Consider the following 15553-nt stretch of genomic DNA (forward strand, 5'->3'; position numbering starts at 1 on the left):
ACATCTCATCAAAATGTCGAGAAAAAACCTTTTAATTTTCAGAATAATGTGTATATAATGATTACATACTGAATGGTTAGTATGAAAAATAAGTTGAAAGCGTTTACTTATGGTGTGGAGGGGGAGAGGTATGTTAGAAGCTAAACAGAAGCAGATGCAATCAGTAAGGCAAGTGGATAAGCTAGGACATAAAGAAATGCTCAACTATGGATTAGGTTTCTTTGGCATTATCCTTGTTTGGACGTTAGTTGGTTCTTTTCTTACTTTCTATTATACAGATGTGGCAGGGATATCTGCTGGAGTAGTAGGCACACTCATGTTAGTTGCCAGACTGTTTGATGGCATCACAGATATTGGGATGGGCACCCTTGTAGACCGGACAAAGTCCCGTCACGGTAAAGCACGTCCATGGATTATCTGGATGACGGTCCCTCTTGCAGTAACAACCGTCATGCTCTTTACGGTTCCTAACTTAGGAATGACAGGAAAGATCATCTATGCTTATATCACGTATATATTATTGATTTTAGTCTATACGGCCATTTCTATCCCATATAAAACCCTACTTGGCCTTATGACGCAAGACCAGCAAGGACGCTCAACGACCAATGTCTATACGGGTATTTTCACGATGACTAGTACTTTGCTTGTGATGATGGCAGCCCAGCCTGTTGCCAGTGCGATTGGAGGGCAGCTCGGGTGGACGGTTGTAGCTATAGCAGCCGGGTTGATTATTGTGACCACAAGCTTAATTGCTTTTAAAGCTACAAAAGAAAGAGTGGGTAAAGATGCGAGCGTACAAGTGAAAGATGATGTCCCGCTTAACATGGGGTTAAAGGCGTTACTGACAAATAAATATTGGCTTGTAATCACAGGTTATTGTGTGGTGACGTATACAGTAAATGCTCTTCTGACAGGTGCGGGTATTTTTTATGCAACGTATGTGTTAGGAAGCGGCAGCTATTTTTCACTTATTAGTTTAGCGTTATTCATTCCAAGTATTATCTGCTTCTTTTTTATCGCCAATTTAATTAAGCGATTTGGAAAACGAAATATTGCTCTTGTTGTTACTGTTATTGCGATCTTCGGTCCAATTATTAAGATGATAGATCCTACAAATGCTTCGTTGTTCTTAGCAGGGACAGTCATTCAAGGATTCAGTTTAATTCCAGTTCTTACTCTTTTATATGCAATGATTAATGATACCAATGAATTCGGCGAATGGAAGCATGGGTTTAGAACGGAAGGACTCATAAACAGTGCTGCGAGCTTTGGGATGAAGGTTGGAACAGGAATCGGGAGTGCTTTAATAGGATGGATGTTGGCATATGGAGGCTACGTTGGTGCAGCAGCAGAGCAGACAGCCATGGCTACAACCATGATTATCGCACTTAATATTTATTTACCTTTAGGTTTGTGTTTCTTACAGATTTTATTATTATGGATGTATAAATTAGACCGTCAGTATCCTATTATATTAGCGGAGTTAAAGCAGAGAAGAGTGTGAATGAAATGAGGGGGCTTGCTGAATGCAAGCCCCCTCATTTGGTCGAAAACAAAAAAAGAGAAGGAATTCTCCATCCCTCTCTCCCCAAAATTAAGCTCCAAATATAGCTCTTACAGCTAAAAATAAGATTGATGGTGCTAATAAGCAGCCGAGTCCTGTGTAGAACGTAGCGGTCATAGCTCCATATGGCACAAGCTTAGGATCTGTAGCAGCCAGTCCGCCGGCTACACCGCTTGTTGAGCCCATTAGTCCGCCATAAACAATGGCTGAACGTGGGTTATTAAGCCCAATATATTTAGCAATAAACGGTGTGGCAATCATTATTAAAATGGCTTTTATTAAGCCAGCAGCAATACTTAATGCAATAACCTCTGAACTTGCACCGACAGCAGCGCCGGTTACAGGGCCGACAATATAAGTTGTGGTTCCTGCACCAATTGTTGCAAGGCTTGCAGCATCGGTGTATCCAAATGCTAGTGCAATCAATACACCAATCAGGAAGGAGGAGGCGATCCCAACGAACAAAGATAAAATTCCACTCAGTCCCGCTTTTTTCACCTCTTCTAAATGCACTCCAAATGCAGTAGCAATGATTGCGAGGTCACGAAGCATTGCACCGCCCATTATTCCAATCCCAGCAAAAATAGATAGATCAGCAAGCCCCTTATCTCCGCCTGTAGTAATCCCCCCAAAGTAAGCAAGCACTAGACCAAGAATAATCGCTATCGCTGAACCATGAACACGCCCTCTAGTTAACTTCTTTGAAATAACATAGGAAACGTACATCAAAATACCAATAACTGCAAAAGCTGTTACCAGTCCATTTTTTTCGAGTACAGAAATAATCGCATCCATCTATTAGTCCCCCCTAATATTAAACATCACGAGTATGGTTATTAAATGTGTTATCAGAACTTTTACCAACCTTACTGATAACTGGAACGAGCAGAAAGCTGACAACAACTGCTAGTGTACCGGCCAAAATAGCAATCGGTCCTCCTGACAAAGCAGATACAACATTTTGCTGTGCAGCCATGGCTACAACGACTGGTATATAGATCGCGCTCCAAAATTTAATTCCTTCCTCTGCGGGGATATCGAGCTTCTTTTTCCTGCGTAAATAATCAATAACTAATACGAGAAGAACCATTCCAATACCTACACCACCGACATTTGCACTTACCCCAATTAAATTTCCAATAAAATCACCCAATAGTACACCTACTAACATACAAACAGACAATAGTGCTACGCCATAAATGACCATTTGTTCAGCTCCTTCTTTTTTATTAAAACATTAGGTGAAGTCATTCGTGATGTGTACGATTCATGATGGAAGAGATTTTGATAGAAAAACGCGTAGAGTAATGAGTGGTCTATGATGATAACGCTTACAAAAAATAATTCAAGTCAACAGTCGACTATTCTATTTCTCATCTTAGTGAACAACCTATAAAAAAGCAAGAAGATTTTTAAATTTTCAAAAAATAATTGATATAACCTCCTTTTCTGTGTATACTTGAGTCAACAGTCGACTATTCTAAGCTACATTATTTTGTTTTAAAAGGAGATATACCTTATGGAGCCAAATAAATTTTCAGATAATTCATTGTCCACTCAAATTGCAAAAAAAATTACACAACAGATCATTTCAGGTGAATTACAGCCAGGAGAGAAGTTAAGTGAGTATATGTATGCAGATGAGTTTGGAACAAGCAGGGCTCCAGTTCGTGAAGCACTCTACCTATTAACAATCGAAGGGTTAGTTGAGAGAATTCCAAGAAAAGGAGCATTGGTAAAAGGGTACAGCCCCTCTGAAATTTTCGATCTATTAGAAATAAGAACCATGCTTGAAGAGTTAGCTATGAAAAGAATTAAAGAGCGAGGAGTTCAATCTATTAGCTTAGAACGCATGAATCTACTCTTAGATAAAATGTATAAAGAAGAGGATAGTAAAGCATACACTCACCTTAATCATGATTTTCATATGTGCCTAATAGAAATGAGTGGAAGTGAGATCATTAGTAAAATGTATGAACGTTTAGAAATGCCGTTATTATCGATTCAGAATATGTCGTTTTCAGCTTCAGGCAATATTGAGAAATCGATCAAGGAGCATAAACTACTTTTACAATTGCTTCAAGAAAATCAAGTGGAAGTTGCTCTCGAACTTCTGAACAAACATAATCGTGATGTAATCGAAAGTATACAAAAGCAAATAAAAGATAAGCAAAAATAAGACGGCAGCAATAGATTACCTAACTATATGTTAGGATCTATTTCAATTAAATTAGTCGACAATCGACTAGTATACAAGAATCTCAACTAGAGAGGAGTGATGTTTTGAGTGTTGCTTACTTATTTCCAGGCCAAGGTTCTCAACTTCCGGGCATGCTCCATTCCTTACCGGCCCACCCTTCTGTGAAAGAAATGATCGAAGAAGCTAATCAAATACTACAACAAGACATCTTATCTCTAGATAGTGAAGAAGCTCTTAAATCCAGTACAAATGTTCAGATATGCTTGCTTACTGCTGGTGTGGCTTGTGCAAGTGCATTGAAAGCAGAAGGTATAAGTCCAGACTATGTAGCTGGTCATTCTGTAGGGGCATTTAGTGCGGCTGTTACTTCAAGGGTCCTGACATTCTCTGATGCGATCAAAATAGTAAGGTTGCGAGGACAGCTAATGGAGAATAAGACACCCGCTGGGTATGGAATGGGAGTAGTAGTTGGTTTATCTGAAAAAAAACTAACTTCTATAGTAGAACAAATTCATACTGAATCTACCCCTTTATACGTTACAAATAGGAATTCTCCAGATCAAATAACCATCTCTGGTTCAATTGATTCGATTAAAAAAGCCTTGATAGAAGCAAGGCAGGCAAAAGCAAGAAAAGCAGAATTGCTAAATGTCAGCGTCCCTTCACATTGTCCAATCTATTCACACATAAGTGACCACCTAGAATCCCACTTACAAAAAATCAACATCTATGATCCGGAAATTCCTTATATATCTAATTTGAAAGCAAGAAGATTATTTAAGAAGGAAGATATCATTTCAGATTTGGCTAAAAGCATTTCATCACCTGTACTATGGCACAATGTTACAACCACACTTTATGAGTTAAGTGTCCGCTTATTTATAGAAATGCCGCCGGGTCAGGTGCTATCAGATTTAGCAAAACAATCATTTCCTGAAGCAAGATCTATCGCAGCCTCAGTGAGCGGGTTAAAGACAGTTCAAGTTTTAGCAAAACGTGAACTGAGTTTATAAATAAAATTATTTTAATTAAATATTAGAGGAGGACTTTAACTATGGCGAGGTCACAAGTAAAGACAAAGCGTTCTTGGACGACTAAACGAGAGGCAAAGGCAAGAAGGCTTGAAAATATCAAAAAGATTACAACAAGTAAAGTGATACCAACAGAATCAATCGTAGAAGCTATGGAATTAGTCATACAGCCTCATGACCGAGTGGTGATGGAGGGGAATAACCAAAAGCAAGCCTCCTTTCTTTCAAAGTCACTCTCTCTTGTAAATCCTGATAAGCTGCATGATCTACATATGATCATGTCAAGTATCTCGAGGCCGGAGCATCTCGATATATTTGAAAAAGGAATTGCACATACGGTTGATTTCGCTTATGCCGGACCGCAAAGCTTACGTATTGCACAAATGATTGAGGATGGGCAGTTAAAGATGGGCGAAATCCATACGTATGTTGAGCTTTACGGAAGATTATTCATTGATTTAATTCCAAATGTTGCTTTAGTAGCGGCAGATAAAGCTGATGCAGATGGAAATTTATACACAGGGGCAAACACAGAGGAAACCCCTACTCTTGTTGAAGCTGCTGCCTTCAAAGATGGAATTGTCATTGCTCAGGTTAATGAATTAACAGATGAATTACCACGGGTAGATATTCCAGGGTCTTGGATTGATTTTGTTGTCGTGGCGGATAGTGCTTATCAACTTGAACCTCTCTTCACTAGAGACCCAAGACACATAACAGATATACAAGTATTAATGGCGATGTTGACGATCAGAGGTGTATATGAACGGCATCAGGTAGAATCATTGAATCATGGAATTGGCTACAATACTGCAGCTATTGAATTATTACTGCCTACTTACGGAGAATCTTTAGGACTTAAGAATAAGATCTGTAAGTACTGGGCATTAAACCCGCATCCAACCCTTATTCCGGCTATTGAAAGCGGCTGGGTTGAGAATGTCCATTCATTTGGCGGAGAAGTGGGGATGGAGCCTTATATCGCAGCAAGACCTGATGTCTTCTTTACAGGCAGTGACGGAAGTATGCGCTCTAACCGAACCTTGTGCCAGCTAGCAGGACAATATTCCGTTGATTTATTCATTGGGTCTACTTTACAAATGGACCCAGACGGTAACTCATCCACTGTAACATCAGGTCGATTAGCTGGATTTGGCGGGGCACCTAATATGGGACATGATCCAGGTGGAAGAAGGCATTCAAGCCCTGCATGGTTAAATATGATTGAATCAGATAATCCTCTAGCTCGAGGAAGGAAATTGGTTGTCCAAATGGTGGAAACTCATCAAGCAGCCAATAAACCTGTTTTCGTTGAATCATTAGACGCGATTGATGTTGCGAAAGATGCTAGCCTCGCTACGACACCAGTGATGATTTACGGAGAAGACGTTACGCATGTTGTAACAGAAGAAGGAATTGCTTATTTATACAAAACAGACAGCATAGAAGAACGACGTCAGGCGATAGCGAGCGTAGCTGGAGTTACTCCGATTGGATTAGATCGTGACATGAAAACGTCTAGAAAGTTGAGGGAGCGAGGCATTATTGCTTTGCCTGAGGACTTAGAGATCAGAAGGTCTGATGCTAAACGTTCACTACTCGCAGCCAAAAACATTGAGGATTTAGTTGATTGGTCAGAAGGACTTTATACACCGCCTGCAAAATTTAGAAGCTGGTAAGGAGAGGGTGGGATGGATGAGAAATAATGACCTTGAAAAGTGTAAGCGTTTTCTATCGGATTGTGCCGTCCAAGCTTTAATTGATGAGGTAAATCTTACCCCTAAGCCAGGACTTGTGGATAGGAATAACAATGGGGTTCACAACGATCTAAGTCTGCCGATCATGTTGAAGTCCGCAGAATCCCTCCGGCAAACATTTGAAGAAATTGCAGCTGTATCCTATAACGAGGAACCTTCTCAAATGCTTAGAGAAGAGATTGCTCGAATTGGCAGAGATGGTGAAAAAACGATGTACCAAGCGACAGGAGGAACAAATTCGCATAAAGGAGCGATCTGGTCACTAGGTCTGCTCGTATCAAGTGCTGCTTCAAAGAAAGGACTTGGAGAAGCAGATGAATTTCTTGAAACGGCTGGTAAGATAGCTCGATACCGAGATCGTTATGTACCTAATAACCTGACAAACGGTTTAATTGTTAAAAAGAAATATAATATCCATGGTGCAAAAGAAGTGGCTGAATCAGGCTTTCTTCCTATTAAATGTTTTAGTTTACCTACTTTATTAGGCAGTCGTTTAAGTGGGATGAAAGAAGAAGAGGCAAGATTAAATGCATTAGTATCGTTAATTGCTCATTTAGATGATACGTGTATTCTACACAGAGGAGGCAGTACAGCTTTAAATAAATCAAAAAACATAGCCAATCAAGTTCTTAATGCTGGTGGAGTCTCAACAACTGAAGGCTCTAAACGTTTACGTGAGCTTGATGAAACGATGCATGCTTACAATGCATCACCTGGTGGGTGTGCTGATCTATTAGCTGCTACTCTGTTTATAGATACAATATCGACTCAATCAAAACTGTTCAAGAAAGAAGTAAAAGGTGTAGTAAATTCTTAAACTATCTGGAGGTGGATTGGATGGAATGTCTAACATTTAATTATCCTGCGAAAACCCCTTTACCGGAGTGCTCTCATGTAGGAGTTGTAGGTTCTGGTGATTTAGAAATTATTATGGTTCCTAATGATCAGAAAGTGATTAATGTGGAAGTAAACACGAGCATTGATGGATTTGCAGATATATGGAAAGTGGTGCTGGAGCGCTTTTTTAAAGCAAATCATTATGCGATGAATGTGAAGATTAATGATTTTGGTGCAACGCCGGGAATGGTAACGATGCGGTTAGCACAAGCATTGGAGGTGTCTAATACTCATGAATATGCTCAAAGATAGTCTAGTAGAAAAGTATGCAAGGGATCGAGTGAGGGCTTTATTAGATGAAGGTACCTTTAAGGAACTAATTAATCCATTTGATGGAGTAGAATCTCCACATTTACGTGACCAAGGAATTGTACCCCAAAGTGACGATGGGGTGGTTGTTGCAAAGGGAAAAATAGACGGAGTCCAAGCTGTAATGATTGCCATTGAAGGGAACTTTCAAGGAGGGGGAATCGGTGAGGTTTCTGGTGCAAAGATAGCAGGTGCCCTAGAACTTGCTCTTGAAGAAAATAAAAAAGGTCATACGACACGTGCGGCTTTAATTTTTGATACTGGTGGAGTAAGGCTGCAAGAAGCCAATTACGGCTTACTTTCAATTTCTGAAATAGGTTCCGCGATTGTAGCGCTAAGGCAATACGTACCTGTAGTAGGGGTTGTTCCAGGTAAGGTGGGGTCATTCGGAGGTATGTCAATAAATTCAGGACTTTTAAGTTCTATTATTGCAACCAAAGAAGGGCGTATCGGTTTAAACGGACCAGAAGTGGTTGAACTTGAAGCAGGGATTGAAGAAGTAGATTCAAAAGACCGCCAAGGGATTTGGGGTATGATTGGTGGAGAGCAACGTTTAGCAATGGGGTTAATCGATCACTTAGTCGATGATGATGTGGATCAAATAAAGGAATGTATACATGGTGTCTATAAAAATGGAGTGGGTCAACCACGCAGTACTCAAGTCGAACGGTACCTTTCATTTCTACAATCAGTAAGTGTAGAGGAGAAAGTTTCTCCCATACAGGCAAAAAAGTTATGGGAAAACTCCTCTAATATAGAGGACCTTTCAGAATCTAGTGTGGGTTCAAATCAATTGCTGACTAGAGGGGCAAGATGGTTTAAACAATTAACAGAAGGAGCGGAGGAGAAAAATGAACTTTCCTCGGTACTCTGTGCTGACAAAGGTGGAATTCGTTATTTATGTGTGACAGCCAATCCAGAAGCCTCATTTTATAGAGCAAAAGATGGAGAAGTCGGGCTTGTGGAAGGATGGAAGCTAGCTAAGTATATCCGCGAAGTAATAGAAGCGGATAATGGTCGAGAAAAAAGACCGATTGTAGCAATAGTCGATGTTCCGAGTCAGGCTTATGGATATCATGAGGAGCTTTTTGGCATCCATCAAGCTTTGGCAGCGAGTGTAGATGCCTATGCTACAGCAAGGCAGGCAGGGCATCCTGTCATCAGCTTAGTAGTAGGTAAAGCCATTTCTGGTGCTTTCTTAGCTCATGGACTCCAATCAAACCGGATCTTAGCATTAGATGATGATGCTGTAAATGTTCATGTTATGTCCAAACAATCTGCTGCCAAAATTACAAGGAGAACGATTCAAGAATTAGAAGAAGCAACAGGCAAAGTTCCTGCAATGGCATATGACGTACGTTCATTTTCAACATTAGGAACATTGGATGATTTAATTGAGGGTGTTAACGGAGAAGCTCCGACATTTGAGGATGTACAATTCATTCATTCTAAAATTTCAAATGCTATTAATGAAGTGCGATATAGTACACCTAATCTTAGCCACCGACTTAAATCAGACTTTGGGACAAAGAATCGAGCGTTTTCAGTCAAAGTTAGAGAGTTGTTGAGAGAGCAATGGTAAGAGTTCATGACCTCGTTGAACTTAAAGACGTGGAAGGTTTTCTATCAAAAGAAACGTTCCCTGACTGGGTCTATTCAGTTCTCAGAGAGGCTCCCTTTGTCGTTGTGCGAAGAGCACCACAAATGGATGGCATCATTCCAGTGGGCATCAGAGGGAATCATAGAAGCCAGCGCTGTGCCAGTGCTATAAACGTGACCGAAATTAAACAATGTTTTTCTCCAGAATCAATTAAGGTCAAGGAAGTAAAAACAAGTATTGATTTAATTAACATTGGATTGATCCAAATTCAAAATATCATGGATGATTTCCCTGACCTAACTTGGGGACCTGCTGGGAGTGTAGGTTTTGAATTAGTAACATCGTACCCTGCAACCCATAAAAATAGTGATATAGATATGGTCATCAGGACCAATAGGATTTTAGAGCAGAGTGTGGCGCAGAAAATAGTAGAGCTCCTTAACGTACTTTCCATAAATGTGGATGCTCTTTTAGAAACGAACCAGGGGGCGTTTGCATTAGCTGAATATGCCACTAATTGTGAGAAGCTTATCTTAAGAAGTTCAGTTGGACCTAAGCTTGTATACCATCCTGCTTTTCAGCTTCAATCATAATACAGTCTAACGGCCAATCCGTATGATTGGTCGTTTTCATTATGAATAATCTTCTTTTTTTATTAGGACACTAAAGAAGCCTGTAAAAAAAGGAGATGAAAAAATGAAGAGAATTATGATCGTGTTAATGATTAGTTTGATGGTAGGAAGCTATGCTGGTGTTGTATGTGCAAACGAACTAGACGGGGTTCATCAAACATGGTGGGGAAAGAAAGATGACGAGAGGCAAGTCGATGATGAGATTCCTGAGCCTCAAGGTGGTCCTGAATATACAGAACGCGTAAGGCAGCCTGTCTCAAATATCATTTTACAACAGCGCTACCCAGATACAGTTATTTTAAGAGGTCCTGATACATCCAATCGTATTGCATTAACATTCGATGATGGTCCTGATCCAAGGTACACTCCAGAGTTACTTGATGTATTAAGCGAGTACGGGGTGCCGGCAACGTTTTTTGTTATGGGAGCAAGAGCTGAAAGGTATCCAGAAATTCTAGAGCGAATCAATAATGAAGGTCATATTATAGGGAATCACACCTACTGGCATCCCAATCTGGTAGAAGAGGGAGATATCGCGACTCTTGAGCGAGAAGTCAATCAAACCGAAGAAGTGATTAACGATATTGTCGGATACCGTACTCGTTTATTCCGTGCACCGTATGGATTCTTATATAATCAGCTCGTTGAGAAATTAGCAGAAATGGATTACTCCGTGATAGGCTGGTCACTTGATACACTTGATTGGCGTGAGATGCCGGCTGAAGAAATTGCTTATACAGTGATAAGTAATGTGAATCCAGGCGCAATCATTCTTATGCATGACGGCGGCGAGTATGATAGTGATCGGACGAATACAATTGAGGCAGTACGCCAGCTTATCCCTATTCTCCAAGAGCAAGGATTTGAGTTTGTAACTGTACCCGAATTAACAGGCATTCCATATCAAAGATAAATATGCCATCCTTCTATTAGTTGTTATTGTCTGCGGCAAATAAAACAAGTATAAAAGAGGAGGAGCAGCACTCGCAAAAAGACGACATTTCATTTAATTAATGAAAGTCGTCTTTTTGATTAGGTTTTATGGAAATTTTTACTAATATTGCTGTTAAGCAGCTTTTTCTTTAATCGTTCTCTTTTTTCACACCTTCATTACATTCTTCATACTTCCATTTGTAATAATCGCATTCTAGCTTATAAATCTGCCTTCTCATCGCATTCCAGTCTTCATTCCCAAGTGAGGCTTTACGCAATTCTTCCGTTATCTCCTCGAGCTTGTCCATACTTATGTCGGATCCGTCCTCAAGTTCATGTCTCATTTCTTGTATTTGATCCTCAAGGTTTTGCAAGCTGTGATCCCATGTGAAATAGAAGTCAACAGGCCTCATTTCCTCTGATAAAATATGCTTTACTTCACATACTTCCTGTCTTGGTCCCACAATAGAAATATCGGTCGCATGCACGGTAATCTCAACCTCATTATCCTCTAGTTCAGCTGTAATGTATTTCATTTTTTTAGCGATTTTAAAGTTGAAAATATGCTCGAGAACATAGGATAGCATGACGAAATTGAACCAAACCAGCTTTTTAGGGCCATGTATATAGGTTTTGATCTGATGTGTTTTTAACGTTTCTTCCACTTCTTTTAGTACATCATCATACTTCCCTTTTCGGATCATGATGGCAAACTGCTGCTGCGAGTGCATTTGAAGGATATTCGGCAGCTTTATAAGTGGAATTAATACAAGCAGGATCATCGACATGACACCTAAAATGAGCGTGTATGGATAACCCATGAAGGTCTGCTTTATTTTTGAACAATCTGGATCCCTATTTTTCATTTGAGTAGAGATATACCCATTTATTAAAGGGATAAGAAGGATAAGCACAATGGAGGCAATTCGTACGATTGTGTCATCATCTGGCATAAAAGGGATAAATGTTTCGGCTAAGTCTGGGAAAACAGTTGTCACTAAAATATAAATCCAATAAAGAGATAAAAGTCCCATGAAACTAACTTTTGAATCGTCTTGTGATGGAATGCGCCCAAAGAAGGTGAGAGTAGCCATGCTGAATACTTTACTTAATAGTTTAGCTATTCCAGTTAGGATAATTCTAAAATATGGCAAATGTTCCACCTGCTTCTGAAAGTTCTTAAGTCAAGTTTACTATTCCCTTAATCACAAGGGTTAAACGTTGTACCACAGCTTTAAGCTCACAAAGAGATACAGGTATGCTAGGAAGGTATGCTATGATTGAATGACAATAATTCGTATAAAGGATGATCGGCTTTGACCACTGTACTTAGTGATTTTCTCATTCGACAATTAGCGTCGAGTCAGCCAGTTTATAAACGTGGATTAGAATATTACCGAGCTGGGCTAGTAGAGTATATCTCTTATAGTGAACTATACAATTCCTATCAGGCGAAGGTTTCAGGCAGCTACATGTATGAAGTGGAAATTGACATAGAAGATGATGGCAGCCTTGATTTTGCTTGTGATTGTGAAGCGTCCTATACATATCCGGGCGCCTGTAAACATGTTGTGGCAACCTTGCTTGAACTTCAGGAGAGAGGTACTGTTTTTGAGCGGAAGCGGCAAATCCTTTCAAAGAAGAGTTCGCTGTTAACAGAATTTAAGTCCGTTCAAAAGTGGAAACAGCCTTCTCTTAAGAAAAAACAAAAGCTTCAAGTCGAGTTTGAACTGAAAGTAATGGCTGCTGGTGGATACTTTAAACATATGGTTAACTACATTCAGCTAGGTATGAAAGTAGGAGAAAACAGACTGTATGTTGTAAAAGACTTGTATGCTTTTTTAAAAGCGGTAAATGAAAAGCGACCGTACGCATTCACTAATAAATTCAATTATGAACCTGATCAGTATGTTTTTGATGAGGAGGACGAAGCTGTATTTGAACTTCTGTTTAGGCTCCTTGCCGTTGAAGAGCATCACACAAGAAATACATACGGCCATAAGTCCACAAAACGTCATTTGTTAATGCCAGCTGTGTATATGCATTCCTTTTTGGATTTATTAGCCGGTCGCTATACTACTTTACATGTTGACAGTACAAAAGAATACAAGGAGAGTCTGCAGGTGAAGACGCTTGAAAAAGGGGATTCTTTTTTCACGTTTTTACTCGAGGAAACCGATGACATGGTGGAACTTCAGGCAAATCTCCACCCCGATGTTTTATTTGTCGATCAGCCATACCAAAGCATTCTGAAAAAAGACACGTTCTATAAGCTGACGGAGGAGCAGGCTAAGTCGCTCGAGATACTGGCTAATGAATATGAAGAGGATGAACCAATTGATGTTATTCCTAATGACCAGCTAGAGTCCTTCTGCTCAGAAGTACTACCGGTTATTTCTCAGTACGGTACGGTTCAAATGGAGGACACGCTAAAAGATAAAATTGATCAAAAACCACTTCAAGCCTCTATTAAAGTTGATTACGAAGATGATGAATTAGTGCTTGAGGTCTCTTTTAGATATGGACAAGAAGTGCGAAATCCTTTTGCTAAAAAAGACGTTGCTGATTCAAATACAATTATGGTGCGGGATGTGGAAAAGGAGCAAACGATCCTTCAGGTCCTCGAGCAATATCCATTTGAAGTAGAAGGGGAAAAGCTAGTTCTCCATCGAATTCAGACGATTATCGAGTTTTTATTTGAACACTTGCCAAGTCTGAAATCGTATGCTGATATATTCTTAACGAGTGATGCAAAAAAGCTCTTATTTCAGCCGGCTTCTTCCCCGTCTGTTTCGATCGATGTTGAGGGGGAATCCAATTGGCTTGATGTAAGCTTCTCTATCGATGGAATTTCTGATGAAGAAATTGTCGATGTCCTTCGTGCGCTTTACAACAAAAAGAAATATCATCGACTCTCAAACGGCTCATTCATACATTTAGAAGAAGAGCAGTATGGTTCTCTTCAGAAGGCAGTGGATTCATTAGGCGCCTCTGCTAAAGAATTAAATAAAAGCATGAATGTGCCTCTGCATAAAGCTTTCTCATTAGATGAGAGTCAAGCAGGTTTGAAGTTATCAAAAAAGCTGCACCGGCTTATTCAAGATGTTCAGTCACCTGAGTTCAGTGAATGGATGACACCTGAGAGACTTGATGCCGATCTTAGAAGTTATCAGGAAACTGGTTACAGGTGGATCCGAACGCTTGCCAAATCTGGACTTGGCGGCATATTAGCTGATGACATGGGACTTGGTAAAACGCTCCAAACCATTACACATTTGCAAGCTGACAAAGAAGCTGCATCACAAGCAAAATCTCTGATTATTGCACCCGCTTCTGTCATTTATAATTGGGAAAAAGAGATTAAGCGATTTGCTCCAGAACTCCATGTTGTCGTTATAGCTGGTGCCAAAGCAGAAAGAGAACATGCCCGCACGATAAAAGAAGCTGATGTATGGATTACTTCATATCCGCTGATTCAACGAGATTATGAAAAGTATGAAGGGATCACTTTTGACACAATGGTGTTAGATGAAGCGCAGGCCATAAAAAATGAACAAGCGAAAACGACAAAAGCGGTAAGGGCCATTAAAGCCTCAAGTCGATTTGCTTTAAGCGGCACACCAATTGAGAACCGTATAGATGAATTGTATACGTTGATGCAGACAATCTTGCCAGGCTTGCTTGGGACAAAGAAACAGTTTCGGGAACGTTCTCATGGAGAGATCGCTAAACGAATACGTCCATTTATCTTAAGACGTCTCAAACGCGAGGTATTAAAAGAGCTTCCAGAGAAGATGGAGTCTGTTCAATACACTGATCTTTTACCGGAACAAAAAAAGTATTATTTAGCCCAGGTCAAGCAGCTTAGATCTGATGTCGATGATGCAATCTCTAGTGATCAATTCCAGAAGAAACGGATAGAAATCTTAGCCGGCTTAACAAAGCTCAGACAAATTTGCTGTCACCCTAGACTCGTATCAGAAGAAGACGAGGTAGAGTCAGGCAAGTTATTGAGACTGATGGAGTATGTGGAAGAGGGAATGGAAGCGGGCCAGCGGATGGTTATTTTCTCTCAATTCACGTCCATGTTAGCCATAATAAGAGCTGAATTTGAAGAGCGAGGCTGGGAGTTCTTTTATTTAGACGGACAAACGCCAGCAGTGGAGCGTTTGAGGCTTGCTGATCAGTTTAACCAAGGAGAAAAAAGTCTGTTTCTCGTCTCATTAAAAGCAGGAGGAACGGGGCTTAATCTTACAGGAGGCGACACCGTGATCCTCTATGATACGTGGTGGAACCCGGCAATTGAAGAGCAGGCTGCTGATCGAGTGTACCGATTTGGACAGACCAAAAATGTTCAGGTAATCAAGCTGATTGCAAACGGAACGATTGAAGAAAAAATCCTTGCCCTGCATGAAAAGAAGAAAGCGCTGGTGGATGCAGTCATTCAACCAGGAGAAGCACAAATGTCCTCTTTATCTGCAGAAGAGATCAAAGAACTTCTTACCTTTTAACGAAAGCCTCCTTGCACTACTGGCAAGGGGGTTTTCACGTTGGGTGAAATAGGAAAAGGATTGACCAGGTAAATAGATAGAGGAATTTCGGCATGATTTGTAGAATGTACCAAATA

General features: G+C 40.2%; 13 protein-coding genes. 10 read left to right on the top strand and 3 right to left on the bottom strand.

Going from position 1 to position 15553, the window contains the following annotated elements; all coding sequences use genetic code 11:
- Nucleotides 1-130 precede the first annotated feature (130 nt).
- Nucleotides 131-1507, top strand: coding sequence for an MFS transporter (locus tag PQ478_RS04320; RefSeq protein WP_289235926.1), 1377 nt, complete (start codon nt 131-133; stop codon nt 1505-1507).
- Nucleotides 1508-1597: 90 nt separating this feature from the next.
- On the opposite strand, the gene madM is transcribed toward PQ478_RS04320, so the two are convergent.
- A complete protein-coding gene (gene madM, locus PQ478_RS04325; RefSeq protein WP_289235927.1) occupies nt 1598-2362 on the bottom strand; it encodes a malonate transporter subunit MadM in 765 nt (254 codons plus the stop codon).
- Between the two features lie 19 nt (nt 2363-2381).
- Nucleotides 2382-2774, bottom strand: a complete 393-nt coding sequence (gene madL / locus PQ478_RS04330; RefSeq protein WP_012957808.1) for a malonate transporter subunit MadL — start codon at nt 2772-2774, stop codon at nt 2382-2384.
- Nucleotides 2775-3086: 312 nt separating this feature from the next.
- Between madL and PQ478_RS04335 the strand changes: the two genes are divergently transcribed.
- The 8 genes from PQ478_RS04335 (at nt 3087) to PQ478_RS04370 (ending at nt 10906) form a co-directional block, all read left to right on the top strand.
- Nucleotides 3087-3746 (top strand): GntR family transcriptional regulator, encoded by a 660-nt coding sequence (locus tag PQ478_RS04335; RefSeq protein WP_289235928.1) that lies wholly within the window; start codon nt 3087-3089, stop codon nt 3744-3746.
- A gap of 104 nt (nt 3747-3850) precedes the next feature.
- Entirely contained in the window at nt 3851-4780 is a 930-nt protein-coding gene (mdcH, locus tag PQ478_RS04340) for a malonate decarboxylase subunit epsilon (protein ID WP_289235929.1), read from the top strand.
- A gap of 41 nt (nt 4781-4821) precedes the next feature.
- On the top strand, nt 4822-6477 hold the full coding sequence (gene mdcA, locus PQ478_RS04345) for a malonate decarboxylase subunit alpha (RefSeq protein ID WP_012957811.1): 1656 nt from the start codon (nt 4822-4824) through the stop codon (nt 6475-6477).
- Between the two features lie 16 nt (nt 6478-6493).
- A complete protein-coding gene (locus PQ478_RS04350; protein WP_289235930.1) occupies nt 6494-7372 on the top strand; it encodes a triphosphoribosyl-dephospho-CoA synthase in 879 nt (292 codons plus the stop codon).
- Between the two features lie 20 nt (nt 7373-7392).
- A complete protein-coding gene (locus PQ478_RS04355) occupies nt 7393-7704 on the top strand; it encodes a malonate decarboxylase subunit delta (protein ID WP_289235931.1) in 312 nt (103 codons plus the stop codon).
- Nucleotides 7685-9343: a biotin-independent malonate decarboxylase subunit beta gene (gene mdcD, locus PQ478_RS04360; protein WP_289235932.1), complete on the top strand. Its 1659-nt coding sequence runs from the start codon at nt 7685-7687 to the stop codon at nt 9341-9343. Before PQ478_RS04355 ends, mdcD begins: the two co-directional genes overlap by 20 nt.
- Nucleotides 9337-9954, top strand: coding sequence for a malonate decarboxylase holo-ACP synthase (locus PQ478_RS04365; protein ID WP_075683080.1), 618 nt, complete (start codon nt 9337-9339; stop codon nt 9952-9954). The genes mdcD and PQ478_RS04365 overlap by 7 nt, the downstream gene beginning before the upstream one ends.
- Before the next feature lie 103 nt (nt 9955-10057).
- Nucleotides 10058-10906 (top strand): polysaccharide deacetylase family protein, encoded by an 849-nt coding sequence (locus tag PQ478_RS04370; RefSeq protein ID WP_289235933.1) that lies wholly within the window; start codon nt 10058-10060, stop codon nt 10904-10906.
- A gap of 169 nt (nt 10907-11075) precedes the next feature.
- Here PQ478_RS04370 and PQ478_RS04375 read toward each other — a convergent pair whose 3' ends face one another.
- Entirely contained in the window at nt 11076-12080 is a 1005-nt protein-coding gene (locus PQ478_RS04375) for a hypothetical protein (protein ID WP_289235934.1), read from the bottom strand.
- A gap of 162 nt (nt 12081-12242) precedes the next feature.
- Here PQ478_RS04375 and PQ478_RS04380 point away from each other — a divergent pair, with 162 nt between their 5' ends.
- Nucleotides 12243-15437 (top strand): DEAD/DEAH box helicase, encoded by a 3195-nt coding sequence (locus tag PQ478_RS04380; RefSeq protein WP_289235935.1) that lies wholly within the window; start codon nt 12243-12245, stop codon nt 15435-15437.
- Nucleotides 15438-15553: the final 116 nt, after the last annotated feature.

The sequence above is a fragment of the Alkalihalophilus pseudofirmus genome (assembly GCF_029094545.1).
Taxonomy (GTDB): Bacteria; Bacillota; Bacilli; order Bacillales; family Bacillaceae_D; genus Alkalihalophilus; species Alkalihalophilus pseudofirmus.

Bases quoted from the DNA above. Each gene is read 5' to 3' on its own strand.
- PQ478_RS04320 (WP_289235926.1), top strand. From the start codon at position 131: ATGTTAGAAGCTAAACAGAAGCAGATGCAATCAGTAAGGCAAGTGGAT.
- madM (WP_289235927.1), bottom strand. From the start codon at position 2,362: ATGGATGCGATTATTTCTGTACTCGAAAAAAATGGACTGGTAACAGCT.
- madL (WP_012957808.1), bottom strand. From the start codon at position 2,774: ATGGTCATTTATGGCGTAGCACTATTGTCTGTTTGTATGTTAGTAGGT.
- PQ478_RS04335 (WP_289235928.1), top strand. From the start codon at position 3,087: ATGGAGCCAAATAAATTTTCAGATAATTCATTGTCCACTCAAATTGCA.
- mdcA (WP_012957811.1), top strand. From the start codon at position 4,822: ATGGCGAGGTCACAAGTAAAGACAAAGCGTTCTTGGACGACTAAACGA.
- PQ478_RS04350 (WP_289235930.1), top strand. From the start codon at position 6,494: ATGAGAAATAATGACCTTGAAAAGTGTAAGCGTTTTCTATCGGATTGT.
- PQ478_RS04355 (WP_289235931.1), top strand. From the start codon at position 7,393: ATGGAATGTCTAACATTTAATTATCCTGCGAAAACCCCTTTACCGGAG.
- mdcD (WP_289235932.1), top strand. From the start codon at position 7,685: ATGAATATGCTCAAAGATAGTCTAGTAGAAAAGTATGCAAGGGATCGA.
- PQ478_RS04365 (WP_075683080.1), top strand. From the start codon at position 9,337: ATGGTAAGAGTTCATGACCTCGTTGAACTTAAAGACGTGGAAGGTTTT.
- PQ478_RS04370 (WP_289235933.1), top strand. From the start codon at position 10,058: ATGAAGAGAATTATGATCGTGTTAATGATTAGTTTGATGGTAGGAAGC.